We start from the raw sequence: 26,496 nt of genomic DNA on the forward strand, positions 1-26,496 counted from the left end.
ATATGAATCATAAAGTACATTACATTGGGGGCGAATGGGTTAAGGGACAAGGTGAGTTGATGACTAAATTCGCCCCAATAGATCAGAAAATTCTGTGGCAAGCTAACAGCGCTGATCCTTCTCAAGTTAGAGCAGCTTGCCAGTCTGCCCGTAAAGCGTTTTATTCGTGGTCACATTTGCCGGTTAGCGAGCGAATTAAGATTGTCCAGAAGTTTGCTGCTTTGCTCAATGACGAGACAGAGGCTTTGGCGCGGGTTATCAGTCAGGAAACCAGCAAGCCATTATGGGAAGCGCGTACTGAAATACAATCTATGATAGGTAAGGCGGCGATTTCTATCGAAGCATGGGAACAACGCACCGGAGAGTCAGAAATCATTATGCCGGACGGCCGGGCCTTACTGCGCCATCGCCCTCACGGTGTAATGGCGGTTTTTGGTCCGTATAATTTTCCGGGTCACTTACCGAATGGTCATATTATCCCTGCGCTTATTGCCGGTAATACGCTGGTGTTTAAACCGAGTGAACTGACACCGATGACTGCGGAAGAGACGGTAAAACTGTGGGAAAAAGCCGGTTTGCCCGCCGGTGTGCTTAATCTGGTTCAAGGGGCACGCAATACCGGCACGGCGCTGCTGGAGGACAAACAGATCGATGGGGTACTGTTTACCGGGAGCGCCAATACTGGCTTTCACTTTCACCGCATGTTTGGCGGTCAGCCAGAGAAAATGCTGGCCCTTGAAATGGGGGGGAACAACGCACTGATCGTAGATGCCTGTGATGATATTGATGCTGCTGTTTACACCATTGTGCAGTCAGCATTTATCTCCGCCGGCCAACGTTGCACTTGTGCCCGCAGATTACTGGTAAAAAATGGCGTGCACGGGGATGCGGTGATTAAGCGTCTGGTGGCGGTGACTGAACAGATTGTTCCAGCTCATTGGGATGCACAACCCCAACCTTTTATGGGTGGCGTCATTTCTTTACAGGCGGTTCAGAATCTGTTGGAAGCGCAAGATCAGCTGCAAAAACTCGGTGGGATTTCGCTGGTTTCGTTGGAACAACGCGATCCTCAATCAACGTTGCTGACACCCGGAATTATTGATGTTAGCCAGGTCGCTGATGTGCCTGATGAAGAGTACTTTGGCCCGCTACTCACTCTTATGCGTTATGACACGTTTGATGAAGCACTGGCAATGGCGAATAACACCCGGTTCGGATTGGCTACGGGTTTGATTTCGCCGGATGCTTCGCTGTTCCAACGCCTGTCAGAAGATGCGAGAGCCGGAATTGTCAACTGGAATAAGCCGTTGACGGGGGCTTCCAGTAAAGCGCCTTTTGGTGGCATTGGCGCTTCGGGAAACTTCCGTCCCAGCGCTTATTATGCCGCTGATTACTGTGCTTGGCCTATAGCATCTCTGGTTACTGACAAACTCGCTTTACCTGAAACGCTTGCGCCGGGGATCCATTTCCCTGATTAACTTATACAATCTTTCCAGAGGTATCTATGTCCGGTTTTGAAGCAAACTTTGATGGTTTGGTTGGTCTGACTCATCATTACGCAGGGCTTTCAGTCGGCAATAAAGCGTCTATACATAATCGGGACCGGGTGTCTAACCCACGCAAAGCTGCGCTTCAAGGGCTGATGAAAATGAAAGCGCTGGCTGATGCGGGGTTTGTTCAGGGAGTACTGCCACCACAACAACGTCCCAATATTCCAGCCTTACGTAATTTAGGTTTTACGGGCAGTGATGAACAGATACTTGATAAAGCCGCTCAATATTCTCCAGCGTTATTATCAAAATTGAGTTCTGCTTCATCAATGTGGACAGCTAATGCGGCAACGGTGTCCCCTTCGGCGGATAGTGCTGACCGACGGGTACATTTCACCGTGGCAAATTTAAATAACAAACTGCACCGTTCGCTGGAAGCAGAAACCACGGCAGCCGCGTTAAAAGCCACTTTTGCTAATCAAAATCATTTTGTCCATCATCAGTCGCTTGTGCAGCATGAAAATTTCGGTGATGAAGGGGCGGCAAACCATAATCGCCTCGGGGGTGAATATGATACGCCAGGCGTGCAGGTATTTGTCTATGGCCGTAGCGCGTTTCGTGGCAGTCCGGTGCCCCAGCGCTATCCCGCACGGCAAACACTGGAAGCAAGTGAAGCCATTGCACGGCTGCATCAGCTTAATCCGGCACAAACCGTTTTTGTGCAGCAAAACCCGGTCGCCATTGACAGCGGTGTTTTCCATAATGATGTGATTGCGGTGAGCAACCGAAATGTCCTTTTTCATCATCAGTATGCTTATCTGGATCAGGATCAGGCTTTGGCTGAAATTAAAGAGAAAATGGCGGTATTGGGACATGATTTTGTCGCAATTGAAGTCTCTTCCGAGCAGGTCAGTATCAAAGATGCGGTCGATTCTTATCTCTTTAATAGTCAATTACTGAGTAAAGCTGATGGAAAAATGATGATTGTTGTGCCGGAAGAGTGCCGCCAGAGTGCAGTTGTCTGGGCCTATTTACAGTCACTGACTGCGCAAACGTCATCACCCATTAATGAAGTCTGCGTTTTTGATCTGCGGGAAAGTATGCGTAATGGCGGCGGCCCGGCCTGTTTACGTCTGAGGGTGGTGCTAAATGATGCTGAATTTAACGCGGTCAATCCTGCGACAATAATGAATCCCCGGCTTTATAAGAGCCTGACTCAATGGATAGAACAGCACTATCGTGATGAGTTATCTGCTGGCGATCTGGTTGATCCCCAATTACTGCGTGAAGTTTATACCGCTTTGGATGAGCTTACGCAGATCCTGCATTTGGGGTCGATCTATGAATTTCAACGCTAAATTGGAGCAGATATGGATCTGTTAACCGCATTGCTTGAAAAGAAACTGGCCGACCACTTGACGTTTCCAGAAACAATGAATGCGAGCTGGCTGGCAGAAGGGGTATTGCAACTCATTCCCCATGTTCCCCATGAAGGAAAAAACCGGTCTCTGGTTATTTCCGCAGGTATTCACGGTAATGAAACCGCGCCCATTGAAATACTGATTCAATTACTGGCACAGTTGGCAGATGGCACCTTGCTACTAAAAAATAACCTGCTGATTATCTTTGGTAACTTGCCGGCTATGCGGGTGAATCGACGTTATCTGCATAACGATTTGAATCGTATGTTTGGTGGCCGTTATCTGGATTTTCCTCTGGGAAATGAGCGATCACGCGCGGCTGAACTTGAAAATATTATCAGTCGCTTTTTTGCTGAATCCTCCGTGTCCTCGACAAATATGCGCTGGCATATTGATCTGCATACCGCTATACGTGCTTCTCATCATGAACAATTTGCATTGTTACCGGCTCAAAGCCGTCCATTTTCTGCCGAATTTATGCAATGGTTGAATGACAGCGATATTGATGCGCTGGTTTATCATCGTTCAAAAGGAGGAACTTTCAGCCATTTTCTGCATGAAAAATTTGGGGCGGATAGCTGTACGATGGAAATGGGTAAGGCAATGCCTTTTGGTCGAAATGATTTAAAACGGTTCCAAAAAATGGCGGATTCCCTTTATGGCTTAATCTCTTTATCGCCAATAGCCGCACGAATTAAACCTGAACTGAAACATTACCAGATAATGGATGCCATTATTAAGAGCGATGAAAGTTTCCAGCTTCATATTCCCGCAGACACCATGAATTTCACTGAATTGCCAGAGGGATTTGAAATTGCCAGCCAGCATGATCGCCATTGGCAAATTAAATTTCCGGCGAAATTTATTTTATTTCCTAATGCTGAGGTTGCTAATGGATTGCGGGCGGGATTGTTACTTGCCTTAAATGAAAAAAATAATTAAATAAAACATAACTCCATTTTCTTTCTAAAGCAGTGGCAACGTCTTCTTCAGAAAGATTCAGCGGTCTGTTTCTTCGCTTTAATGACGAACGGGTATTATCATGATAAAAAATAATAAAAATCAACAAAACATTTCGGCAGAAAAATGTTCTGGCTCACAAGAGCTTCATCGGGGATTGAGTGCACGCCATATTCAGTTAATTTCCATTGGTGGTGCTATTGGTACAGGCTTATTTATGGGGTCAGGAAAGACCATTGCCGTATCCGGTACATCGATCATTATTACCTATGCGATTGTGGGTTTTTTTGTCTATATGGTGATGCGGGCAATGGGGGAATTACTTCTCACTAAACTGAATTATCGCTCTTTTGCTGATTTCGTGTCTGATTATTTAGGGACGAAAGCCAGCTTTTTTCTTGGCTGGACTTACTGGATGAGTTGGATTGTATCCTGTATTGCTGATGTTGTTGTTTGTGGTGGATATATTCAATATTGGTTCCCGGGTGTTTCTCTTTGGGTACCTGCGTTTTTGACTCTGGGTTTACTTTGTACTTGCAACCTGCTTTCTGTACGGTTATTTGGCGAAGCTGAATTCTGGTTCGCCATTATTAAGGTGGTTGCGATTTTGGCGTTGATTATTGTGGGTATCGGTATGGTAATGATAGGTTGGCAATCACCTGATGGTATGACGGCATCGGTTAATAACCTGACTGATCCATCAGTATTTCTGCCGAATGGCATTTTTGGTTTTTTTGCCGGTTTCCAGATAGCGATCTTTTCTTTTACGGGTGTTGAGCTGGTGGGTACCATGACAGCGGAAACAAAAGATCCGGAAAAGATATTGCCGAAAGCGATTAATAATATTCCGATAAGGATCATTATCTTTTATATTTTCTCCATGTTAAGCATCATTGCGGTGACTTCTTGGGGGAGGATTTCATCTGAAACCAGTCCTTTTGTGACCTTATTTGCTTTGGCTGGTTTACCTGCCGCAGCCGCTATTGTGAACTTTGTTGCATTAACGTCGGCAATGTCCTCCGCTAACAGTGGGTTATACGCCTGTACGCGTATGCTTTATGGTTTATCAACTGAAAGAAATGCCCATCGGAAATTTAAAATTCTGTCTCGTAATACCGCGATTCCTGTACATAGCCTGATATTTTCTGGCTTCTGTATGATCGTTGGTACGTCACTTTTATTTATCATGCCGAATGTCATGAGATTATTTACTATTGTATCAACCGTTGCCTCTATTATGGTTATTTATAGCTGGTGTATGATATTGATTGCTTATTTAGCTTATCGTAAACATCATCCTGATCTGCATCAGCGCTCAATATTTAAGATGCCTCTGGCGGTACCAATGACCTGGATAACATTGGTTTTTTTCGCCCTGACCATCGTCGTCATGGTTTTTGATCCGGATACACTGGTTGCACTCTGTGGCACCCCTTTATGGTTTATTGCGTTAAGTCTTTTATGGCGTATAAAGAAGAAAAATGAAGCGCGGGAAGAACAACGCTATCAGGTAGCAAAAGAGGGTTTTCGTTTATAGGCAGATGGTGGGATTATTATTTTATTATTTACGTAAGCTATATTGGTGGTAATATATGAACCAAGAATTTGTGCATATATTACCATCTTATATTTAAGATTCACTCCTCGTTTCATGATCACGATAATCTTTATCCGGAGGATTACAGGTTATTTTTGAAGTAAGATTGTAATTTCCATTTTTGGATACTCTGACAAAATCTACGCTTACTTGTAGAGCATAATTTATTGCAGTACCGAGTATAGTAAGTAGACCTGTTAGCTCTTTTGAAGAAGTTGTGGCTCCATCAAGTACGAAATTGTAATAATTATTTTCTTTGTCTACCAATGTGAATGACACAGATACCTCACCATCGCCGATAGTAACAGGAAAAGTATAGTATTTAATGACGCCAGATACTCTTTCATTTATTTTTAAGATATTGGTGTTTTTCATGTATCCTCCATATATTTTCCCACGCAACGGATTTTATTGTACGCAAATCAATTGTATATTTTTAGGTGTAAATCTTTCTTATACTTTATGTATACCCAGCCGGAAATTTTGTATGGGTATATAAAAATAATAGAGTTTTGGATTTAGTATTTAATTCATACGCCTCCGAATTGATTAACAGCGGCATTGTAATGTTTTTTTAACAAACTGGTCTCAGTGTAATTAACTGATCTTGATTGAATATCAATTGTCGTATCCTTTCCTGGATTTTTCTTACCTTTTCCTTTCCAATTTACAATTTGAAGCCTCCAATCGACTACTGCTTCACCAATAGCATCAACGTTATCGCCATCAGGGTTAAGGGCGATTTGGATGGCTGTTGTTTTTTGACCAGAGTCGAAATCTGCTTTGTCATCCGAGCTCAATCCGGCAAGCCAACCACTCATAATAGACTCCATGCTTTTCTTATCAAGTGGAGAAATCAGTGTTGCTGATGTTATATACGCGGCTTTAACAAATGCCTCTTTGATTGCATCCACAGTTGAATAATAAGCCTTGTTATGAGATATCATGGAGACCTGACCAGGGAAATCCTTGTATTGGGTTTTAAGCCAGTTAAAAATTTCTTCATTTTTGGTAATGTAATCTAGCTGTCTCATTTCATGTAGCGCTCCATCAGGCTCCCAAAGCCCCTTGGATATTGCGACGACGGAGTCATGAAGGTGATTAATTCCGAATGCTTGGTACGCTCCATTATATAATTGTGATCTGACATCTGTAATGTATTGCTGAAGTTTATCTAGGGTTGTATCTTCGCAGGTAAGACCAAGGATAGTTAACGTGTTTTTCAAACTTTCGGCAGTGACTTGATCTGGGGTGATGCTGTATAGCTTAAAGGGGAATCCGCCTTCTTTGATAACCATAATTTTCTCCATATAATTTAATGGGATGTTTTTATTAATATATAATTTGATGATAAACCCTATTTTCACTATTCTTTTTAATTAAGCTCAGAGACAACTTCGGTGGTTATTTCCATGATCCTCTTGGAAAAGAGGGATAACGAAATTATATTCTCATTTTAATAATTCAAAATGCATCAAAACCACATCAATACTGAGATTTAATTATTATAAGTATTAGGCTATTAATTATTAATAGCAAACTCAATTTTGTGTTTAAAATCACATTTTATAAAAATAAATAGATTCTCACCCAATTTCATTTTTACTGTAATCGTGAATATAGCTGAGTAAGTTCTCTCTGAATTATTTTCTCACATTGAATGAATCGGGTATTATTTACCAAAGAATGAAACCGTACCGGTAAAGTAAAAAAAAGAATGATGTGATATTTATCAATATATTAATTCTTAAGTGCTTATATATTATTTCCATTGACAGTTATTTTACAAGAGATATAAATAATTATTTTACTTTATTATTAAAATGTTTTTTTATAAAAGTAACTGTAGATATAGTATTTAGATTGTCATGGCATAAAAAACAATGATTATTCTATTGTGTGTATAAGATTTCACGATGACATATAAAAAACACCACCTATCTTGGGAAGGTTATATGGGAGATTTCCTAAAAGGTCATGTTGGGGCTAATCAATTAAAACCCCAGCATGAGTTCTTTGATGATATTGGTCTTGAGAAGCAGTTAAGAGAGAATACAACGTATATTGCACTGCTATCATTGGAAGAAGCGAAAAGTGTTCTGGAAGATATTGATTCTCCAAAACCAAAAAGTCCATTTATGAAGCGTGTGTTCTCGGTTGCAGATCCAATATCGTCATATGCAGGTAATATACGTGATGCTTTTGATTTTACAAATGTAGTAAGGGAATTTAAGAGATTAGGGATTAAAGCGACAGAGTATGTTGGTAAAAATGGGGAGAAATGGATTAAAATATCAGGTTATGCGGGATTCAGGAAAATTATTACTGCTTCACGATACGGCGCTTCTAATATGAAGATGATATCTATGGGGATTGGGCAGCAGGGAATAAATAGTGGCATAGCTAAAGGATTAAAATTCGGTATATTATTTTCCGCAGCTTATAGAACTATTGAACTTATATTTAAAGATAAATACACACTGGCTGATTTTTTAGGTAATATTGCTGTAGATTTGGCTAAGGCAGCAGTAGCAGCCTTTGTTGCTTGGGCTACGGGGGCTTTTCTCTCAGCTTTGTTTGTGACAGGTGCTAGCGTAATTGTTGTGGCTGGTGCTATACTTCTTGTGGGAGTGTTAACGGTATATACACTTGATATTATAGATAAGAAATTTAAAATTAGTGAAACTGTCATTAATTTACTCAAAAAAGAAATGGAGAGAAAGCTAAGAGCACCAGAAGCTAATTTCAATCAATTTCTTTATAACTGGGGTCGCTATGGGAAATAGAAAGAAAGTTATACATATTATCGGTGCTTTTGCTGTTTTTATTTTAGCGCTATCAGGTTTCTTTTTGACCGGAGAAAATTTAATTTCTTTAGTTAAAATGGATGAGAAAATAACATTTTCAAGTGGTGTTTTTATGATATTTTTTTCTTTTCCTTTGCTTTCATACCTTATGATTTTTGTTATTTTTTTTAATGTAACAAGACGTTGCCCAAAACATCATGATAGTTTTATTAATTATTTTGGATTTATTGCTATTGTTTCAATTTTTTTAAGTTTCCCAATATCTTTATACGTGAATTATAAATTAAAAAGTGATAATTATTTGGTATGTGAAAAAATATCCTGGATGTCCCCTAATACTTATGTAAAAGATATTAAGCTATGTGATTAATATTATTTACTTACCTATGATAACCTAGCCTATGTAATTATTAGCCCTAAATTTTTTCGAATAAATATAAATGCGAAGTGCCTCATATATGCGGCACAATTAAATTGTTTTTTGCAGTTCATTGAGCGCAGCCTGAGCCAGAAAACCACTTCTGCTGCCATGTTCAGGATGATCATGAACAATCATGTCAATACGGTATAACAAACGATGTGGAAGAGTAATATTGATACGTTCTGTTCTGCTATCGAATTTATCCACATTGATATAAATTAAGATCGGCGGATTCACATGATAAGTGCTACATCGATACTTTATTTATTTTTTTGATCAGATTGGTAAATGTATCATATTTTTCGGCGTATAAGGTCTGATTGAAAGTGAGACATGATGATGAAAAGCTATTTAAATAGCTTGCATTATTAATAATTCAGGTTATTTTTAAATATTTGATAATATACGGAATCATTATGGATTGGGACATAATAGGAATATTGGCAACTATTGCTTTTCTAGCAGGTTTTTTTGATGCAATAGCTGGTGGAGGAGGATTAATAACATTACCTACTCTATTCCTTGCAGGGATAGAACCAATCAGTGCTATGGCTACTAATAAATTTCAGGCAACTTCGGCAAGTATATCAGCTACTGTAACTTTTGCACGTAAAGGGTTAATCGAGTGGAGGAAATCAATATTTTTAATATTTTTTAGCTTATTAGGGGGAGTTGGTGGGGCTTTGTTGGTAAGTATTATCAGTAAGAGTGTATTAGAAGCTTGCGTGCCAATATTATTAATTGTCGTTGCAGTTTATTTTATTTCCTAACCTAAATTGAGTAATAAAAATAATAAAAAAAGAATATCTATATTGTTATTTTCATTTTTAATCGCTCCTGTACTTGGTTTTTATGATGGTATATTTGGTCCAGGAACGGGTTCTTTTCTCATGATGAGTTTTATGTTCTTCTGTGGCCTGGATATGATGAAAGCAATGAGTTTTACTAAGTTAGCAAATGCTTCATGTAATATTGGTGCATTGTTTATTTTTATCACTAAAGGCGTCATTATATGGCCATTGGCTTTAGCAATGGCTATAGCATCTTTTATTGGAGCACAGCTAGGTGCACGTTGTGCTGTTAAAGTAGGTCCTCGTTTAGTAAGACCGATGCTGATATTGGTATGTTGTGTGTTAGCGATTAAACTTATTAACGCTGAAGACAATCCGTTACGGGTTATGATCCTTAATCTTCTATAATTGCACCAAATTAAAATAAACTATTCGGTAGGTTGAGGATTGGGGTATGTATCTATAGCGCTAGTGTTAATACTGGCGATATTGACTTTATGTATTTTAAGCAAAGCGATTGACTGATCTCGTTGTTTTCTTTCTGCGGATGATTTAATAACATAGGCTGGTACACCGTTTTGTGTGACCAGAATGGGTTCAGATAATTCAAGAGCATCGACGTTCTTTTTTATAAAACTGATCGTTTTAATTCTCATTGTGACCTGCTAATCATTTTTGTAACTAAATAGTATGCTTCCTCAAGTCTGGTGTGTCAGCGCTTGCCACTACCGTTCATGATGTGATTAAGGACTGAATCTTGTGTGGAATTCAGTCCTTAAATGAGTTTGATGTGCCAGAAGTCGTTATTCTTCTTCTTGTGCCGATTGAATCGCCGTCAGTGCAATAGTGTAAACAATATCGTCTACCAAAGCGCCACGGGACAAGTCGTTAACCGGTTTACGCATCCCTTGCAGCATCGGCCCGATTGAAACCAGATCCGCAGAACGTTGTACTGCTTTATAAGTGGTGTTACCAGTGTTCAAATCAGGGAAGATGAACACGGTAGCTTGACCGGCAACCGGTGAGTTTGGCGCTTTGGATTTCGCCACATCTGCCATGATAGCGGCGTCATATTGCAATGGGCCATCAATGATCAGGTCTGGACGTTTTTCCTGTGCCAAACGGGTTGCTTCACGAACTTTTTCAACATCACTACCCGCACCGGAGTTACCGGTAGAGTAGGAGATCATCGCAACGCGAGGCTCAATACCAAATGCTTTAGCTGAATCTGCCGATTGAATGGCGATTTCAGACAGTTGTTCAGCTGTCGGATCCGGGTTGATCGCACAGTCACCGTAAACCAGAACTTGTTCTGGCAGCAGCATAAAGAATACGGATGATACCAGTGAACTACCAGGTGCGGTTTTGATTAACTGCAATGGTGGACGGATCGTGTTTGCGGTGGTGTGTACCGCACCGGAAACCAAGCCGTCAACTTCGCCCTGTTCCAGCATTAGTGTACCCAGAACAACGTTGTCTTCCAGTTGTTCGCGTGCGACGACTTCGGTCATGCCTTTGTTTTTACGCAGTTCAACCAGACGTGGGACATAGCGCTCACGTACAGCAACTGGATCAACAATTTCAATACCGGTACCCAGCTCTACTCCCTGAGCAGCCGCAACACGACGGATCTCTTCTGGATCGCCTAGCAGCACACAGCGCGCAATACCTCGGTCAGCACAAATAGACGCCGCTTTCACGGTACGAGGTTCATCACCTTCAGGTAGAACAATCCGCTTACCTGCTTTGCGTGCCTGCTCAGTGAGTTGATAACGGAATGCCGGTGGCGACAGGCGGTGTGGACGTTCAGAGTTCGCTGTCAGCGAATCGATCCACTCTTTGTTGATGTGGTGTGCAACGTAGTTTTGCAGTTTTTCGATACGTTCATGGTCATCTGCCGGTACTTCCAGGCTGAAACTTTGCAGGCTCAGGGAAGTCTGCCAGGTGTTGGTATCAACCATAAAGACGGGCAGGCCTGTGCCGAAAGCACGTTCACACAGTTGCTTAATAGGTTCATCAATGGCATAGCCGCCGGTTAGCAGAATCGCACCGATTTCAACGCCGTTCATAGCCGCCAGACAAGCTGAAACCAGAACATCTGGACGATCAGCGGAAGTCACCAGCAGGGATCCCGGACGGAAGTGCTCCAGCATATGTGGAATGCTGCGTGCACAGAAGGTCACGGATTTCACACGACGGGTTTTGATGGCACCTTCGTTGATAATGCGGGCGTTCAGGTGTTTTGCCATATCGATTGCACGCGTCGCAATCAGATCAAAATTCCACGGAATGCAGCCAAGGATTGGCAATGGGCTATTTTTAGCCAGTTTGTTTGGATCGATGTTAGCTACGATGGCTTTTGAGGATTCATCAAAGATCTCTGACAGATCAGGACGAGTACGGCCCTGATCATCAACCGGTGCATTCAGTTTGTTAATAATAACACCGGTAATGTTCTGGTTTTTGTTGCCACCAAATTCAGCACGGGCCAGCTCAACGCGTTCTTTCAATTGTTCTTGGGAATCGTTACCCAGCGCCAGTACGAACACAATTTCAGCGTTCAGGGTCTTGGCGATTTCATAGTTCAGCGATTGGGCGAACGGATGTTTACGGGTTGGAACCAGACCTTCAATCAAGATAACTTCTGAGTCTTTGGTGTTTTCGTGGTAAAGAGCCACGATCTTTTCCATCAGGACATCTTTCTGATTCGTGGTCAGTAAAGATTCTACATAGGCCATATCCAGTGGTTCAGCGGTTTTAATGCTGGAGTGAGAACGGATGATTGCCGTGGTTTGATCTTGTGCGCCACAGCAACGGGACTGGGCAATGGGTTTGAAAACACTCAGGCTGACGCCTTTTTGCTCCATTGAGCGGATAACTCCCAAACTAACACTGGTCAGGCCGACGCTGGTGCTGGTAGGGATCAACATAATTGTGCGGGACACGGAAACCTCTTTACGGTTGCTCGTTGGTCAAAATAGTACCGCCAGCAGTTGCTGGCGGTGCGCAAAGTCTTACGCGGTCAGGCGCGCAGCATCTTGAGCAATGACTAATTCTTCATTCGTCGGGATCACCAGAGCAGGACGGCTGTTGTCAGTCGTGATAGTACCGGATTTACCGAAACGGGCAGCCAGGTTACGTTCGTGATCATATTCAAAGCCTAACAGAGCCAGTTTTTTTAGTACCAGCTCACGTACCAGCAAAGAGTTTTCACCGATACCACCGGTAAAGATAATAGCATCCAGGCGGCCTTCCATCAGGGCAGAGTACGAACCAACGTATTTAGCCAGACGATGGCAGTAGACATCCATAGCACGTTTAGCATCGGCTTTGGTTTCGTAGTTATCTTCTATATAACGGCAGTCGCTGGTGACTTCTGTCAGACCCAGCAGGCCAGATTCTTTGGTCAGCAGTTTGTTGATCTGTTCAACGCTCATACCCAGAGCGTCATGCAGGTGGAAAATGATAGCAGGATCGATATCACCGCTGCGGGTACCCATAACCAGACCTTCTAGTGGCGTCAATCCCATAGAAGTATCAACACACTGACCATTAACGATCGCGGAGATAGAACCGCCATTACCCAGATGGCAGACGATAACATTCAGCTCTTCAACCGGTTTGTTCAGCATTTTCGCTGTTTCACGGGAAACGAAGAAGTGGCTGGTTCCGTGTGCGCCATAGCGACGGATACCATGCTCTTTATACAGGTTGTATGGCAGTGCATACAGGTAAGCTTCTTCCGGCATCGTTTGATGGAAAGCGGTGTCGAAAACGGCAACGTTTTTGTCCGCCAGATGTGGGAAGCCTTTTTTCGCTTCTTCAATACCAATCAGGTGAGCAGGGTTGTGCAGTGGTGCGAATGGAACCGCATCTTTAATACCCTGAATAACCTCATCATTGATGGTAACAGAAGAGGTGAACTTTTCACCGCCATGAACAATGCGGTGACCGATGGCGGTGATTTGAGCAGAAAGTTCTGGTTTTTCCGCCAGAATAGTATTAACAATAAAGTTCAATGCTTCACTGTGGGCTGCACCAGCACCTAAAGCGGCTTCATGTTTTGCGCCATCCATTTTCCACTTAATGCGGGCTTCAGGCAGGTTAAAACATTCAGCTAGACCAGAAAGATATTCTTCACCGTTAGTCGGATCGATGATAGCAAATTTCAGAGAAGAGCTACCGCAGTTGAGAACCAGTACCAGCTTACTTGACATGGAAATACCTATATCTTGTTTGTCATTGAGTCTTACAGATAAGACATGTGATTAATAAAACATCAATTACTCATCAGCATAGCGTATAATAGTGATGACGTTAAATGATTAACATCATGCCAGGTGTAAAGAGCATGATGATAAGGTTTACATTTTTTTAAGAACCTTTTTTTTACCCGCCTGATGTTAAATTACAGGGTGATTTGTTAACAAAATGAGCTTAAATGTAGTAAAAAAGGTAAAATATGCTGTTTTACTGCTATGGACAGTATAAAAGTGGGTGTAGGATACCGATAGCCAGCAGTAAAGACAAAATATACTTAATCCTACAAAAAATATTTTATCGTTTACAGACTTTTTTTAAAAATTATGTTTTTAATTGATCGAGGTCATAATGAGCACAATGCCTCCTGCCAGTGGCGGATGGATGAGAAGGATGCAACTGGGACAGCAATATATGAAGACTTGGCCGATTGAGAAACAACTTGCGCCCATGTTTCCTGAAAACCGGATGATTAAAGTAACCCGCTTTGGTATCCGGTTTATGCCGCCGTTGGCTATTTTTACGCTGACGTGGCAAATCGCACTGGGTGGTCAACTGGGTCCGGCGGTTGCGACTGCGCTGTTTGCGTGCAGTTTACCTATGCAAGGGTTATGGTGGTTGGGGAAACGGGCATCAACACCTTTGCCCGCGACGTTGCTGAAATGGTTTCATGAGATCCGTGATAAATTTGCTAAAGCCGGTATCGCAATGGCACCGGTGCAACAAACGCCGACTTATCAATCTCTCGCAGAATTGCTGAAACGGGCGTTTAAACAACTCGATCGGTCGTTTCTTGATGATATTTAGCTGGAAGAGATTGAAAAAGCCGCAGATGACATGACGATTCACGACAACAAACAGATACATTGTTGATCGCAAGCGGGGATTTTCCCTCAATAAAATGGTCTACTAATCACGTTTTCGACACCATATCTTCTTTATTCGTTGATAGAGGCCATTTTGAATAGCGAACTCTTGTGGGTTCTGACCCTGTTATTGATAGCTATCGTTCTTTTCACTACCAATAAACTCCGTATGGATATTGTCGCGTTATTGGTGATTATCGCATTTGTCATGAGTGGAACCTTGACACTGGGTGAAGCAACCAGTGGTTTCAGTGATCCCAACGTTTTGTTGATAGCCGCTCTGTTTGTTATTGGTGAAGGGCTGGTGAGAACCGGTGTCGCTTATCAAATGGGGGACTGGCTGGTAAGGGTTGCCGGCAACAGTGAAACCAAGATGTTGGCGTTACTGATGATAACAGTTGCCGGTCTTGGTGCTTTTATGAGTTCTACGGGGGTGGTGGCGATTTTCATTCCAGTGGTGCTGAGTGTTGCGGCCAGAATGAAAATTTCGCCGGGGCGGTTGATGATGCCCCTGAGTTTTGCCGGGCTTATCAGTGGCATGATGACGTTGGTCGCGACGCCACCCAATATGGTCGTTAACAGTGAATTGATACGGGAAGGGCTGCCCGGTTTCAAATTCTTCTCTATTACCCCTATCGGTATTCTGATTCTGTTTGTTGGTATTGGCTATATGCTGATTGCGCGTCATTGGCTGGCTGGCAACCAGCCTGATAACGGTGATGATAAATGGAATCGCCGTACTTTCCGTGATTTTATCCGCGACTATAAATTATCAGGTCGTGCTCGTCGCCTGGCAATTCGGCCAGGTTCCCCGCTGATTGGCCTCTCTCTTGATGAATCGAATTTGCGTGCCCGCTATGGGGCTAATGTCGTTGGTATTGAGCGCTGGCGGCGTTTCCGACGCGTTATGGTCAGCGCGATCGGTAATACAGAATTGAGAGAGCGGGATGTCTTGCTGATTGATATGTCAGACAGTGAAGTGGATCTGCGTGAATTTTGCAGCGAGCAATGGTTGGAGCCAATGGTGCTGCGCGGGGAATATTTCTCCGAACAATCCCGTAATGTGGGTATGGCCGAAGTCTCTGTGATCCCAGAGTCCAATTTATTGGGTAAATCCCTGCGGGAAATAGGTTTTCGTACCTGCTACGGTTTAAATGTTATCGGCATTCGGCGTGATAGTGAACCGTTGTTGGGTAAACTGGTAGATGAACCACTGCAACTTGGGGATATTTTACTGGTTATTGGTGATTGGAAACTGATCCACGTCCTGCAAACTAAAATGCGCGATTTTATTGTCCTCAATTTACCCGTTGAGATTGAGGAAGTCGCGCCGGCAACGTCTCAGGCTCCGCACGCACTTTTTAGTTTGGCGCTGATGGTTGCCATGATGCTTACCGATGAAGTACCCAATGTGATTGCTGCGTTGATAGCTTGTCTGTTGATGGGGAAATTCCGCTGTATCGATATGGAAAGCGCTTACCGTTCTATTCATTGGCCCAGTATTATCCTGATTGTCGGGATGATGCCGTTTGCACTGGCATTACAGAAAACGGGTGGGGTTGATCTGATTGTCTGCGGCCTGATGGATATTGCGGGTGAGATGGGGCCGAGGGTAATGCTGTTATGTCTGTTTGTACTTTGTGCCGTCATTGGTTTGTTTATTTCCAATACGGCAACGGCGGTATTAATGGCACCAATAGCCATTGCCGCAGCGCGTGAAATGGCAGTGTCACCCATGCCATTCGCCATGATTATTGGTGTGGCTGCTTCTGCCGCATTTATGACCCCGGTTTCATCACCGGTGAATACACTGGTTCTTGGCCCAGGTGGTTATAAGTTCTCTGATTTTGTCCGTTTGGGCGTGCCGTTTACCATTTTAGTGATGGTGATTAGTGTGCTGATTATCCCTTGGTTGTTCCCATTTTAATCTGGGATATCAAGGCTAATTTCATCCAGCGACAGGCTGAATCCCGGCACAAAAACTGCCATAAAGTAATCCATCTCTTGGCTGTGGCGAGCAGCCAGGGTTTTTTCAAGCCGGGTTTTTGCCAGATTGAATTCACTGTTACCGGCTGATAGCTCTTCCAGACATTTGAGATAAGCGCACAGGGCATCGGCCTGTTTAACAATAAAAATTTCTTCTTCTGTATGCTGACTGTCATCCAATATCGGACGAAAATCTTCTTGCAACTCTGCGGGTAGCATCTCCAGTAATTTTTTCTGCGCGATTTTTTCTATCTTTTTATATTCCCGTGCAATATGCGGGTTGTGATATTTGATAGGGGTGGGTAAATCCCCGGTGATAATTTCGCTGGCGTCGTGATACATCGCCAGCAACGCAATGCGTTCAGCATTCACATTGCCGCTAAATTTGCGGTTTTTGATAATGGCTAAAGCATGTGCGACAAAGGCCACTTGCAGGCTGTGTTCAGAAACATTTTCTGTACGCACATTGCGCATAAGAGGCCAGCGGTTAATCAGTTTCAGACGGGAAAGGTGGGCAAAAAAGTGGCTCATATTCATCTCTTACCGTGGAAAATTGTTTTTATTGTGAGCGGTTGGCAGGGGGATGTAAACCTTAACGTCGCCCTTTAATTTTTATCCCTTAGTTGCAGCAGAAAAACTCTGTTTCTCTGACACATTAACAATATTTGCCAACGGCAGCCCAAGGCGTATAACGTCAGTAATATGACCGACTAATTTACATTTACTATTAACTGGCAATGTTATAATCGTAATAGGTATATTTTTTTAAAGAAATCTATTTTTCCACTCCATTTTATATACAAAACGCATACAAAAATTTCATATAATTTACAATAGCTCATTATTCATTCAATCGATCTCCTTTATCAAGTTTAATAAATGCGATGTTTAATTCTTTTCTATCCCGCCAATGCCTTATATAATCGCCATAAATTCTCCGGTGAAAATAAAAAAAACGAGTCTATGTTACCGGTAAAAATGAAAATTGACTGACCTTAACTTTGTAAAGTGTCGTCATTTGATATCAATAAAGTAAAGTAATGGAAATGGTTACCAGAGATTTCTGGCTGACTGGTGATGTGTTCACTAGTGAAGACAAATCGGTCAGATTCATTTATCAGTGTAATCGGTGTAGAAAAAAGTCGGTTTTCTTCTGCACCGATAGAACTCATGGTATAAATAATGTCTGTTATCAGTAGCATCCGCTTATCGAATGGTTCTTCTTATTTTTACTGATGATATTTGCCAATAAATCGGGCGAATTTCTGAATGGCCATTTCCAATTCATCAAGCCTTGGCAGTGTTACGATGCGGAAGTGATCGGGTTCCGGCCAGTTAAATGCCGTTCCCTGCACGAGCAGGACTTTCTCCTGTAATAAGAGATCAAGCACCATCTTCTGGTCATCATGAACGTTAAAACGCTTCGCATCAATTTTCGGGAACATATATAAGGCCCCCTTAGGTTTTACGCAGGAAACGCCAGGGATTTGATTGATTAATTCCCACGCGCGGTTACGTTGTTCATACAAACGACCACCAGGTAAAATGAATTCACTGATACTCTGGTAACCGCCTAACGCGGTTTGAATAGCGTGTTGCATTGGCACATTGGCGCATAAACGCATTGATGCCAGCATCTCTAAACCTTCAATATAGCTCTTGGCGTGCTTCTTCGGACCGTTTAATACCATCCAGCCCTGACGAAAACCGGCAACCCGATATGTTTTAGATAATCCGTTAAATGTTACCGTTAACAGGTCAGGGGCAAGTGCGGCAATTGAATGATGCACTGCATCGTCATATAAGATTTTGTCGTAAATCTCATCAGCAAAAATAATCAAATTATGCTGACGGGCTATTTCAACAATTTCCAGTAACAGCGCCTTGCTATATACAGCACCCGTTGGATTATTGGGGTTAATAATCACAATCCCGCGTGTGCGAGGGGTAATTTTGTTACGGATATCATCTAAGTCAGGAAACCAATCTGACCCTTCATCACACATATAATGTACAGCTTTTCCGCTGGAAAGTGAAACCGCCGCAGTCCAGAGAGGATAATCGGGGGCAGGAACCAGCATTTCATCACCGGTATTCAGTAATGCCTGCATTGCCTGAACGATTAATTCAGAAACACCATTACCGATATAAATATCTTCAACACTCACATCCAGCATATTCCGGGCTTGATAATGTTGCATGATCGCTTTACGAGCAGAATATAGACCTTTTGAATCTGAATAACCCTGTGCTGTTGGTAAGTTGCGGATAACATCTACCAAGATTTCATCGGGTGCTTCAAAACCAAAAGGGGCTGGATTACCGATATTTAATTTGAGGACTTTGTTACCTTCTTCTTCAAGGCGTTTAGCTTCCTTGAGTACGGGGCCGCGGATGTCGTAACAAACATTATCCAATTTGCTGGATTTTTTAACTGCTAGCATAGAGAGTCTTACCTTAATTTTGGTAAAAAGGGGTGCCTGGCATAGAGCGTCTGACATTTAATGTACTCTTCCCTCCAGGTGTTTTGAAGATGCATTGATATATTTGGTTAAAATGGTTGTTTTAGTAGGGGTGTTGTTATTCTAGTATCTTTTTATGTAAATTATGTCAGTGTTAAACTCTTAAATTTATCGTGATATTGAATTTATAATCTGAATTGTTCTTGTTTTTTAGTGTAGATATGAAGCATTTTTAACATCACAGCGGCGGGGTTGTGGGGTTATGGGGGGGAAAATGAGCACAACTCAATTTGCCAATAAAAATGATTGTATTTGTATAATTTATTCTTATGTATAAGATTTGTCTTGAATTAGCAATTTAGAACTATATATTTTAGAAAGATCGAACAATATTTTTGAGCATTTCTGGAAACTAATTGTAAATTTATCTGAATAGGATTATCAAACATTAGTAATATTGTAGATTTTTACTTTATATTTAGTTTTTCTGATATAACTTATGTTATTCTTTGAAGTGAGTCAGAAAACAAAATAACCAAACTAGAAATCACATATAGGGTGTTGTAAATAGGGATTGTCCTCAATTTATTTAGGAATCCGAGTAACTTTGACTAAGAGAGAGGAGAAAATAAAACCCACTATGGGTTCAATAGGTAAAAAAACAGCAGTAAATCTTTGCCCTATTTAATAGAGTAGAGTACTGTCTAATTGATGTTATTTAATTTGATAGTGCTTACGTAAAAACACCAGGTTAGTTAGTAATTAAAATCAAAAAAAAGTGATGAATAAACAATGATAAATGCAAATCGTCCGATAATGAATCTCGATCTCGATCTGCTAAGAACTTTTGTTGCTGTTGCTGATTTAAATACGTTTGCAGCAGCAGCAGCAGCAGTCTGCAGAACGCAATCGGCTGTAAGTCAGCAAATGCAACGTTTGGAGCAGTTGGTGGGCAGAGAGTTATTTGCCCGCCACGGCCGTAATAAGCTTCTTACAGAGCATGGTCTTCAACTTCTTGGCTATGCGAGACAAATCCTGCGCGCTAATGATGATGCCAGTGCATCATTAACCTATAGCGATGCAGAAGGTGAGTTAAGAATCGGTGCATCCGATGATACTGTGGATACACTGCTCCCTTTTTTGTTAAATCGCGTCGCTTCGGTTTATCCGCGGATGGCAATAGATGTTCGTATAAAGCGAACTCAATTTATTGAAAGTATGCTGGATAGCCATGAGATCGATTTGGCGTTAACCACGGCAAAGATCAGTCATCATCCAAGGACTGTTCTGCGCTCAACACCGGTATTATGGCATTGTGCTCCTGATTTTCAGCTACAGCCAAACGAGCCTGTGCCGCTGGTTGTGATGGATGAAACAAATCCATTCCGCCAGCTGGCGCTGGATACGCTGGATGAAGTCGGGGTATCGTGGCGTATTGCTTATGAAGCTGCTTCTCTGTCGGCTGTTCGCACGGCAGTGAATGCAGAAGTCGGTATTACTGCCCGTCCTTTGGAAATGCAAAATGCTGATCTGCGTATTTTAGGTGAGAGTGAAGGGCTTCCTCGTTTGCCTGAAACTCAGTTCTCTCTATATAGACATAGCAATGAACAGAATGAATCTGTTCTGACTGTTTTTAGTGCGATAGAGAATAAGAAAACCCCGTACACTATATCGGGTGTTTCTGAAGAACCGCTTTCTGATGATAGCGGCATTATTGAAGAGTAATATCTAAAGCACTTAATCTTTTGCTAATACCTCCATTATGGATGAAAGGAGGTATTAGCCTTCCAGATATATTTATAAGTAATCATCAACTAAATTCACCTTATTTTGCCGTTATCATGATCATTGAATATACGGTGGCTTTTTTCCTACCCCCGCCCTGCTTTGGTTAACAAATTGTTATATTGTTAACAAAGTAATAATTTGCAGAATTGATAAAATAAGCGTTTCTGTAGTTAACCGTGATTTTTTTCTTATCTCACGGATGAAAAATATAATTTCCTCAGATTTGAATGAATTATCATCAGCACCAACATTTTTTTCTGCCAAACTGTGTACTTGATCAAAGAAATACCCCCTATGAAACAGTGGAAAGGCCGGTTTTTCCTGAGATAATGATGTAGTAAAAGCGAGTTATCGGTTAAACTGGATCCCGATGCTGTTTGCATGTCAAGTGACTGACACGTTTTAGCAGTGTGGTAGCACGATCCGTTAAGATTAAGTTTGTTGTTTGTAAATAAATGTTAGATTAATTTTGTCATAACAGACAAAATATTGTTGAGAGGAGTAAAAACCAAGAAGATTCACTCCATCAATCATTGATTAGCAGTGTTTCAGATTTGGTTGTTACCCCTTCCCTTGAATCGATGTGGTGCAACACTGCCAGACAAAAGAGCAGACATTTTTGACACCACTTTTGATGAGTAAGCAATGAGTATGTCAACATCCACTGAACTCTTTGCCCATCACTGGGCATTCGCGGTATTTCTTTTAGGTGCTTTCGGTCTGTGTGCTTTGATGCTGTTAGGGGCGTTTTTTCTGGGCGGGAGAGCAAAAGCCCGGGCAAAACATATCCCTTATGAATCTGGTATTGATTCTGTCGGCAGTGCTCGTCTTCGTATGTCGGCCAAGTTCTATCTGGTCGCCATGTTCTTTGTCATCTTCGATGTTGAAGCCCTGTTTTTATATGCATGGTCAGTCTCTATCAAAGAGAGTGGCTGGTTAGGCTTTATCGAAGCAAGTATTTTCATTTTGGTGTTATTGGCAGGCTTGTTTTACCTGGTGCGTATTGGTGCGCTGAATTGGACGCCATCCCGATCAAGTCGCCAGGTCAGTAAACCAAGCGTTGTGATTAACATTAACAATAGTCATCCGCAGTAATAGCGAGGCATAAAGATGGATTATACACTCACCCGCATAGATCCGAACGGTGAGAATGACCGTTATCCCCTGCAAAAACAGGAAATTGTCGCTGACCCACTGGAGCAAAATGTCCATCGCAGTGTTTACATGGGCAAACTGGAACACGCTCTGCATGATTTGGTGAACTGGGGACGTAAAAACTCCCTGTGGCCTTATAACTTCGGTCTTTCCTGTTGTTATGTGGAAATGGCGACATCATTTACTGCCGTTCATGACGTCGCCCGTTTTGGCGCTGAAGTTTTGCGTGCGTCACCTCGTCAGGCGGATTTTATGGTGGTCGCTGGCACCTGTTTTACCAAAATGGCACCGGTAATTCAGCGCCTTTATGACCAGATGCTTGAGCCGAAATGGGTTATCTCGATGGGAGCCTGTGCCAACTCTGGTGGTATGTACGATATCTACTCTGTGGTTCAGGGGGTTGATAAGTTTATCCCCGTTGATGTTTATATCCCTGGTTGTCCTCCTCGTCCTGAAGCTTATATGCAGGCTCTGATGTTGTTGCAGGAGTCGATCGGCAAAGAGCGTCGCCCATTGTCTTGGGTCGTGGGCGATCAAGGGGTTTACCGTGCCAATATGCAGTCAGAAAGAGAACGTAAGCACGGGGAACGTATCGCAGTGAAAAATCTGCGTACACCAGACGAAGTTTAGGGCTTTTAGCCGTACAGCGTAACCAGAGCAATGTGTTGCGATAACAATACCTGATCAAAACAAACACTGATCAAAGCGTTGTGGTGAAGAATGATGATAGATCAGATCGCGCAAGAAAGCGCCCGGCCTGCGTGGCAAACTCATGACCATCTTGATGATCCGGTCGTGAGTGAACTGCGTAACCATTTTGGCCCGGATGCCTTTACTGTTCAGCCAACCCGCACTGGTATACCGGTGGTCTGGGTGAAGCGTGAACAATTACTGGAAGTAATCACTTTTCTGAAAAAACTGCCTAAGCCTTATGTCATGCTATTTGATTTGCATGGCATGGATGAACGCCAACGTACTCACCGCCAAGGGCTACCTGACGCGGATTTTTCTGTGTTTTATCATTTGCTTTCTATTGAACGTAACCGCGACATTATGTTGAAGGTTGCCCTCAGTGAGAAAGATTTGCATCTCCCGACGGCAACGCCTTTATTCCCAAATGCCAACTGGTATGAACGCGAAACATGGGAAATGTTCGGGATTGTCTTTAACGGCCATCCGAACCTGCGCCGCATCATGTTGCCGCCAACCTGGGAAGGGCATCCGCTGCGTAAGGACTATCCCGCCCGTGCGACAGAATTCGATCCTTTCGAGCTAACCCGGCAGAAAGAAGATCTGGAAATGGAAGCGTTGACTTTCAAGCCAGAAGAGTGGGGAATGAAACGGGGTACCGATAATGAGGACTTTATGTTCCTCAACCTGGGTCCTAACCATCCTTCTTCACATGGCGCATTCCGTATCATTCTTCAACTGGATGGCGAAGAGATTGTCGATTGTGTACCGGATGTCGGCTATCACCATCGCGGTGCGGAAAAAATGGGTGAGCGCCAGTCTTGGCACAGCTATATTCCCTATACCGACCGTATTGAATACCTCGGTGGTTGCGTCAACGAAATGCCTTATGTGCTGGCGGTGGAAAAGCTGGCGGGTATTGAGGTGCCTGACCGGGTGAAAACCATTCGTGTCATGTTGTCGGAATTGTTCCGGATTAATAGCCACTTGTTGTATATCTCGACCTTTATTCAGGACGTCGGTGGGATGACACCGGTGTTCTTCGCCTTTACTGACCGCCAAAAAATTTATGATCTGGTGGAAGCGATTACCGGTTTCCGTATGCATCCGGCCTGGTTCCGTATTGGCGGTGTGGCGCATGATCTGCCGCGTGGTTGGGATAAATTGCTGAGTGATTTCCTGGACTGGATGCCGAAGCGCCTTGATTCCTATGTGAAAGCAGCGCTGAAAAACAGCATCCTGAAAGGCCGTTCGATTGGCGTCGCTGCCTATAATACCAAACAAGCTCTCGATTGGGGCACGACCGGGGCCGGTTTGCGGGCGACGGGTCTCGCATTTGATGTGCGTAAATGGCGCCCATACTCTGGTTATGAAAATTTTGAGTTCGACGTACCGATTGGCAATAACGGTGACTGTTATGACCGTGTGATGCTGAAAGTGGAAGAAGTGCGTCAAAGTATGCGGATCTTGAAACAGTGTCTGAAAAATATGCCGGAAGGCCCATTTAAGGCTGATCACCCACTGACAACACCGCCGCCGAAAGAACGCACTTTGCAGCATATTGAAACCATGATTAACCACTTCCTGCAAGTGTCATGGGGGCCGGTCATGCCAGCAAATGAGTCTTTCCAGATGATTGAAGCAACTAAAGGCATCAACAGTTACTATCTGACCAGTGACGGCAGTACCATGAGTTATCGTACCCGTGTCCGTACACCGAGTTTTCCTCATTTACAGCAGATCCCTTCGGTGATCCGCGGTGGCTTGGTTTCTGACCTGATCGTGTATCTGGGCAGTATTGATTTTGTTATGTCTGATGTGGATCGCTAACTATGCAAAGTGAAATTAACGCGAATGCTCAACAGGCGCGCCTTGATGTGGTTTACGTGACAGAGTCTCAGGCAAAAGCAGATTTTGTACTGAGTACCGCAGAGCACGATGCGATTGAGCAGGAAAAACACCACTACGAAGATCCGCGCGCCGCTTCTATCGAAGCATTGAAAATTGTACAGAAGCATCGTGGTTGGGTACCGGATGGTGCCATTTACGCGATTGCAGATGTGCTTGGTATTCCCGCCAGTGATGTGGAAGGTGTGGCGACGTTCTACAGCCAAATTTACCGCCAGCCAGTGGGCCGCCATATTATCCGTTACTGTGACAGCGTGGTTTGCCACATTACCGGTTATCAGGATGTCCAGGCCGCTATTGAAAGGCATTTGAAAATCTGTCCGGGCCAGACGACGCAAGACGGGCGTTTTACGCTGCTGCCAACCTGTTGTCTGGGTAACTGTGATAAAGGTCCGACCATGATGATCGATGACGATACTCACAGTTCGGTCAAACCTGAAGAGATTGAGAAGTTACTGGAGCAGTATCCATGACAACACATTCAGGAATAAAAGAAATTATCTGTACTGAGGAAACCCATCCTCTTACCTGGCGCTTGCGTGATGACAAACAGCCGGTATGGCTGGATGAGTACCGCAGCAAAAGTGGTTATCGCGGCGCTGAAAAAGCGCTGAAAGGCATGGCTCCGACGGAAGTGGTTTCTCTGGTAAAAGACGCTGGGCTGAAAGGCCGTGGAGGCGCCGGTTTCTCCACCGGTCTGAAATGGAGTCTGATGCCAAAAGACGAAAGCATGAATATCCGTTATCTGCTGTGTAACGCAGATGAAATGGAGCCGGGTACTTACAAAGATCGTCTGTTAATGGAGCAACTTCCCCACCTGCTGGTGGAAGGGATGCTGATCAGTGCGTTTGCCCTGAAAGCTTATCGTGGCTATATCTTCCTGCGTGGTGAATATGTAGAAGCGGCAGTGCATCTGCGTAAAGCCATTGAAGAAGCGAAAGCGGCGGGCTTGCTGGGTAAAAACATTATGGGCAGCGGCTTTGATTTTGAGCTGTTTGTTCATACTGGCGCAGGGCGTTATATCTGTGGTGAAGAGACCGCGCTGATTAATTCCCTGGAAGGCCGCCGGGCTAACCCTCGCTCAAAACCGCCATTTCCAGCCACTTCCGGTGCCTGGGGCAAACCCACTTGTGTCAATAACGTTGAAACCTTATGCAACGTTCCCTCAATTCTTGAATTCGGTAAAGAGTGGTATATCGGTTTGAGTGCAGGCAAGAGTAAAGATGCCGGTACTAAACTGATGGGATTCTCCGGTCGGGTGAAAAATCCGGGGTTGTGGGAATTGCCATTCGGGGTGACAGCCCGTGAAATTCTTGAAGATTATGCTGGCGGCATGCGTGACGGCCTGAAATTCAAAGCGTGGCAACCGGGTGGTGCAGGAACAGACTTCCTGACCGCTGACCATCTGGATCTGCCAATGGATTTCGAAAATATCGCGAAAGCGGGTAGCCGTCTGGGCACTGCATTGGCAATGGCTGTTGACCACGAAATCAACATGGTTTCTCTGACCCGTAACCTTGAAGAGTTCTTTTCCCGTGAATCCTGCGGCTGGTGCACGCCATGCCGTGACGGACTGCCGTGGAGCGTGAAAATTCTGCGGGCATTAGAACGTGGCGAAGGGCAACCGGGGGATATCGAAACGCTGGAGCAGCTCTGCCGTTTCCTTGGGCCGGGTAATACATTCTGTGCTCACGCCCCCGGGGCGGTGGAACCCTTACAGAGTGCCATCAAATATTTCCGTGATGAATTCGAAGCTGGAATTGTGACCAAAAACTATGGGAATTCCCACCTGATTGCGGGTATCCAACCAAACCTGCTAAAGCAGCGTTGGTAATGGGTTCTTCACGAAATTAGCAGAATTTTTGATTAACACTTGCTGAAAAGCAGGTCACTT

Annotated in this window: 22 protein-coding genes and 2 pseudogenes; 15 read left to right on the forward strand and 9 right to left on the reverse strand. The window is 43.4% G+C overall.

Annotation, left to right across the window (positions count from 1 at the left end; genetic code table 11):
- Window positions 1-2 precede the first annotated feature (2 nt).
- The 4 genes from astD (at window position 3) to C5471_RS13765 (ending at window position 5,408) form a co-directional block, all read left to right on the forward strand.
- Window positions 3-1,478 carry a succinylglutamate-semialdehyde dehydrogenase gene (gene astD / locus C5471_RS13750; protein WP_133815949.1) on the forward strand — a complete coding sequence of 492 codons (1,476 nt, stop codon included), beginning with the start codon at window positions 3-5 and terminating at the stop codon, window positions 1,476-1,478.
- A 26-nt stretch (window positions 1,479-1,504) separates the two neighbouring features.
- Window positions 1,505-2,848, forward strand: a complete 1,344-nt coding sequence (gene astB, locus C5471_RS13755; RefSeq protein ID WP_133815950.1) for an N-succinylarginine dihydrolase — start codon at window positions 1,505-1,507, stop codon at window positions 2,846-2,848.
- A 12-nt stretch (window positions 2,849-2,860) separates the two neighbouring features.
- The gene (gene astE / locus C5471_RS13760) at window positions 2,861-3,853 is read left to right on the forward strand and encodes a succinylglutamate desuccinylase (RefSeq protein WP_133815951.1); all 993 of its coding nucleotides are present in this window, start codon (window positions 2,861-2,863) and stop codon (window positions 3,851-3,853) included.
- Window positions 3,854-3,953: 100 nt separating this feature from the next.
- On the forward strand, window positions 3,954-5,408 hold the full coding sequence (locus tag C5471_RS13765; RefSeq protein WP_133815952.1) for an amino acid permease: 1,455 nt from the start codon (window positions 3,954-3,956) through the stop codon (window positions 5,406-5,408).
- A gap of 93 nt (window positions 5,409-5,501) precedes the next feature.
- On the opposite strand, the gene C5471_RS13770 is transcribed toward C5471_RS13765, so the two are convergent.
- Together C5471_RS13770 and C5471_RS13775 are read right to left on the reverse strand one after the other, a co-directional pair.
- Window positions 5,502-5,843, reverse strand: coding sequence for a hypothetical protein (locus C5471_RS13770; protein ID WP_133815953.1), 342 nt, complete (start codon window positions 5,841-5,843; stop codon window positions 5,502-5,504).
- A 155-nt stretch (window positions 5,844-5,998) separates the two neighbouring features.
- Window positions 5,999-6,766 (reverse strand): hypothetical protein, encoded by a 768-nt coding sequence (locus C5471_RS13775; protein WP_133815954.1) that lies wholly within the window; start codon window positions 6,764-6,766, stop codon window positions 5,999-6,001.
- Between the two features lie 618 nt (window positions 6,767-7,384).
- On the opposite strand from C5471_RS13775, the gene C5471_RS13780 reads away from it, so the two are divergent.
- Window positions 7,385-8,254 (forward strand): hypothetical protein, encoded by an 870-nt coding sequence (locus tag C5471_RS13780; protein ID WP_166296001.1) that lies wholly within the window; start codon window positions 7,385-7,387, stop codon window positions 8,252-8,254.
- Window positions 8,244-8,645, forward strand: coding sequence for a DUF1240 domain-containing protein (locus C5471_RS13785; protein ID WP_133815955.1), 402 nt, complete (start codon window positions 8,244-8,246; stop codon window positions 8,643-8,645). The genes C5471_RS13780 and C5471_RS13785 overlap by 11 nt, the downstream gene beginning before the upstream one ends.
- Window positions 8,646-8,744: 99 nt before the next feature.
- Here C5471_RS13785 and C5471_RS13790 read toward each other — a convergent pair.
- Window positions 8,745-8,921: pseudogene (locus tag C5471_RS13790) on the reverse strand (type II toxin-antitoxin system HicB family antitoxin); the annotation flags it as partial.
- A gap of 191 nt (window positions 8,922-9,112) precedes the next feature.
- Between C5471_RS13790 and C5471_RS24425 the strand changes: the two are divergent.
- Window positions 9,113-9,895: pseudogene (locus C5471_RS24425) on the forward strand (TSUP family transporter).
- Between the two features lie 20 nt (window positions 9,896-9,915).
- Here the strand turns inward: C5471_RS24425 and C5471_RS13800 are convergent.
- The 3 genes from C5471_RS13800 to ackA all read right to left on the reverse strand — a co-directional run bounded on the left by C5471_RS13800 (window position 9,916) and on the right by ackA (window position 13,704).
- Entirely contained in the window at window positions 9,916-10,143 is a 228-nt protein-coding gene (locus C5471_RS13800; protein ID WP_133815956.1) for a hypothetical protein, read from the reverse strand.
- 147 nt (window positions 10,144-10,290) lie between these two features.
- On the reverse strand, window positions 10,291-12,417 hold the full coding sequence (gene pta / locus C5471_RS13805; RefSeq protein WP_207627342.1) for a phosphate acetyltransferase: 2,127 nt from the start codon (window positions 12,415-12,417) through the stop codon (window positions 10,291-10,293).
- A gap of 84 nt (window positions 12,418-12,501) precedes the next feature.
- Window positions 12,502-13,704 carry an acetate kinase gene (gene ackA, locus C5471_RS13810; protein WP_133815958.1) on the reverse strand — a complete coding sequence of 401 codons (1,203 nt, stop codon included), beginning with the start codon at window positions 13,702-13,704 and terminating at the stop codon, window positions 12,502-12,504.
- Window positions 13,705-14,098: 394 nt separating this feature from the next.
- Between ackA and yfbV the strand changes: the two genes are divergently transcribed.
- Together yfbV and C5471_RS13820 are read left to right on the forward strand one after the other, a co-directional pair.
- Window positions 14,099-14,554: a terminus macrodomain insulation protein YfbV gene (gene yfbV / locus C5471_RS13815; RefSeq protein WP_133815959.1), complete on the forward strand. Its 456-nt coding sequence runs from the start codon at window positions 14,099-14,101 to the stop codon at window positions 14,552-14,554.
- A 153-nt stretch (window positions 14,555-14,707) separates the two neighbouring features.
- On the forward strand, window positions 14,708-16,540 hold the full coding sequence (locus C5471_RS13820; protein ID WP_133815960.1) for an SLC13 family permease: 1,833 nt from the start codon (window positions 14,708-14,710) through the stop codon (window positions 16,538-16,540).
- Here C5471_RS13820 and yfbR read toward each other — a convergent pair.
- The 3 genes from yfbR to C5471_RS13835 form a co-directional block, all read right to left on the reverse strand.
- Entirely contained in the window at window positions 16,537-17,130 is a 594-nt protein-coding gene (gene yfbR / locus C5471_RS13825; RefSeq protein WP_133815961.1) for a 5'-deoxynucleotidase, read from the reverse strand. The genes C5471_RS13820 and yfbR overlap by 4 nt on opposite strands.
- Before the next feature lie 464 nt (window positions 17,131-17,594).
- Entirely contained in the window at window positions 17,595-17,801 is a 207-nt protein-coding gene (locus C5471_RS13830) for a hypothetical protein (RefSeq protein ID WP_133815962.1), read from the reverse strand.
- 27 nt (window positions 17,802-17,828) lie between these two features.
- Complete coding sequence (locus C5471_RS13835) at window positions 17,829-19,043, reverse strand: pyridoxal phosphate-dependent aminotransferase (protein WP_133815963.1); 1,215 nt, start codon at window positions 19,041-19,043, stop codon at window positions 17,829-17,831.
- A gap of 810 nt (window positions 19,044-19,853) precedes the next feature.
- Between C5471_RS13835 and hexA the strand changes: the two genes are divergently transcribed.
- The 6 genes from hexA to nuoF all read left to right on the forward strand — a co-directional run bounded on the left by hexA (window position 19,854) and on the right by nuoF (window position 26,436).
- On the forward strand, window positions 19,854-20,786 hold the full coding sequence (gene hexA, locus C5471_RS13840; RefSeq protein ID WP_133815964.1) for a transcriptional regulator HexA: 933 nt from the start codon (window positions 19,854-19,856) through the stop codon (window positions 20,784-20,786).
- 708 nt (window positions 20,787-21,494) lie between these two features.
- Window positions 21,495-21,944: an NADH-quinone oxidoreductase subunit A gene (locus C5471_RS13845; RefSeq protein WP_023045489.1), complete on the forward strand. Its 450-nt coding sequence runs from the start codon at window positions 21,495-21,497 to the stop codon at window positions 21,942-21,944.
- Between the two features lie 15 nt (window positions 21,945-21,959).
- Window positions 21,960-22,634, forward strand: a complete 675-nt coding sequence (locus C5471_RS13850) for a NuoB/complex I 20 kDa subunit family protein (protein ID WP_133815965.1) — start codon at window positions 21,960-21,962, stop codon at window positions 22,632-22,634.
- A 90-nt stretch (window positions 22,635-22,724) separates the two neighbouring features.
- A complete protein-coding gene (nuoC, locus tag C5471_RS13855) occupies window positions 22,725-24,524 on the forward strand; it encodes an NADH-quinone oxidoreductase subunit C/D (protein ID WP_207627341.1) in 1,800 nt (599 codons plus the stop codon).
- 2 nt (window positions 24,525-24,526) lie between these two features.
- Complete coding sequence (gene nuoE / locus C5471_RS13860; protein ID WP_133815966.1) at window positions 24,527-25,075, forward strand: NADH-quinone oxidoreductase subunit NuoE; 549 nt, start codon at window positions 24,527-24,529, stop codon at window positions 25,073-25,075.
- A complete protein-coding gene (gene nuoF, locus C5471_RS13865) occupies window positions 25,072-26,436 on the forward strand; it encodes an NADH-quinone oxidoreductase subunit NuoF (RefSeq protein WP_133815967.1) in 1,365 nt (454 codons plus the stop codon). The genes nuoE and nuoF overlap by 4 nt, the downstream gene beginning before the upstream one ends.
- Window positions 26,437-26,496: the final 60 nt, after the last annotated feature.

The sequence above is a fragment of the Photorhabdus tasmaniensis genome (genome assembly GCF_011189505.1).
Taxonomy (GTDB): domain Bacteria; phylum Pseudomonadota; class Gammaproteobacteria; order Enterobacterales; family Enterobacteriaceae; genus Photorhabdus; species Photorhabdus tasmaniensis.

Coding starts and splice junctions, on each gene's coding strand:
- nuoE (WP_133815966.1), top strand. CDS start 24,527: ATGCAAAGTGAAATTAACGCGAATGCTCAACAGGCGCGCCTTGATGTG.
- C5471_RS13835 (WP_133815963.1), bottom strand. CDS start 19,043: ATGCTAGCAGTTAAAAAATCCAGCAAATTGGATAATGTTTGTTACGAC.
- hexA (WP_133815964.1), top strand. CDS start 19,854: ATGATAAATGCAAATCGTCCGATAATGAATCTCGATCTCGATCTGCTA.
- nuoC (WP_207627341.1), top strand. CDS start 22,725: ATGATGATAGATCAGATCGCGCAAGAAAGCGCCCGGCCTGCGTGGCAA.
- ackA (WP_133815958.1), bottom strand. CDS start 13,704: ATGTCAAGTAAGCTGGTACTGGTTCTCAACTGCGGTAGCTCTTCTCTG.
- C5471_RS13775 (WP_133815954.1), bottom strand. CDS start 6,766: ATGGTTATCAAAGAAGGCGGATTCCCCTTTAAGCTATACAGCATCACC.
- C5471_RS13850 (WP_133815965.1), top strand. CDS start 21,960: ATGGATTATACACTCACCCGCATAGATCCGAACGGTGAGAATGACCGT.
- C5471_RS13830 (WP_133815962.1), bottom strand. CDS start 17,801: ATGCTACTGATAACAGACATTATTTATACCATGAGTTCTATCGGTGCA.
- C5471_RS13785 (WP_133815955.1), top strand. CDS start 8,244: ATGGGAAATAGAAAGAAAGTTATACATATTATCGGTGCTTTTGCTGTT.
- C5471_RS13765 (WP_133815952.1), top strand. CDS start 3,954: ATGATAAAAAATAATAAAAATCAACAAAACATTTCGGCAGAAAAATGT.
- C5471_RS13780 (WP_166296001.1), top strand. CDS start 7,385: ATGACATATAAAAAACACCACCTATCTTGGGAAGGTTATATGGGAGAT.
- yfbR (WP_133815961.1), bottom strand. CDS start 17,130: ATGAGCCACTTTTTTGCCCACCTTTCCCGTCTGAAACTGATTAACCGC.
- astD (WP_133815949.1), top strand. CDS start 3: ATGAATCATAAAGTACATTACATTGGGGGCGAATGGGTTAAGGGACAA.
- astB (WP_133815950.1), top strand. CDS start 1,505: ATGTCCGGTTTTGAAGCAAACTTTGATGGTTTGGTTGGTCTGACTCAT.
- pta (WP_207627342.1), bottom strand. CDS start 12,417: ATGTTGATCCCTACCAGCACCAGCGTCGGCCTGACCAGTGTTAGTTTG.
- nuoF (WP_133815967.1), top strand. CDS start 25,072: ATGACAACACATTCAGGAATAAAAGAAATTATCTGTACTGAGGAAACC.
- C5471_RS13800 (WP_133815956.1), bottom strand. CDS start 10,143: ATGAGAATTAAAACGATCAGTTTTATAAAAAAGAACGTCGATGCTCTT.
- C5471_RS13845 (WP_023045489.1), top strand. CDS start 21,495: ATGAGTATGTCAACATCCACTGAACTCTTTGCCCATCACTGGGCATTC.
- yfbV (WP_133815959.1), top strand. CDS start 14,099: ATGAGCACAATGCCTCCTGCCAGTGGCGGATGGATGAGAAGGATGCAA.
- astE (WP_133815951.1), top strand. CDS start 2,861: ATGGATCTGTTAACCGCATTGCTTGAAAAGAAACTGGCCGACCACTTG.
- C5471_RS13770 (WP_133815953.1), bottom strand. CDS start 5,843: ATGAAAAACACCAATATCTTAAAAATAAATGAAAGAGTATCTGGCGTC.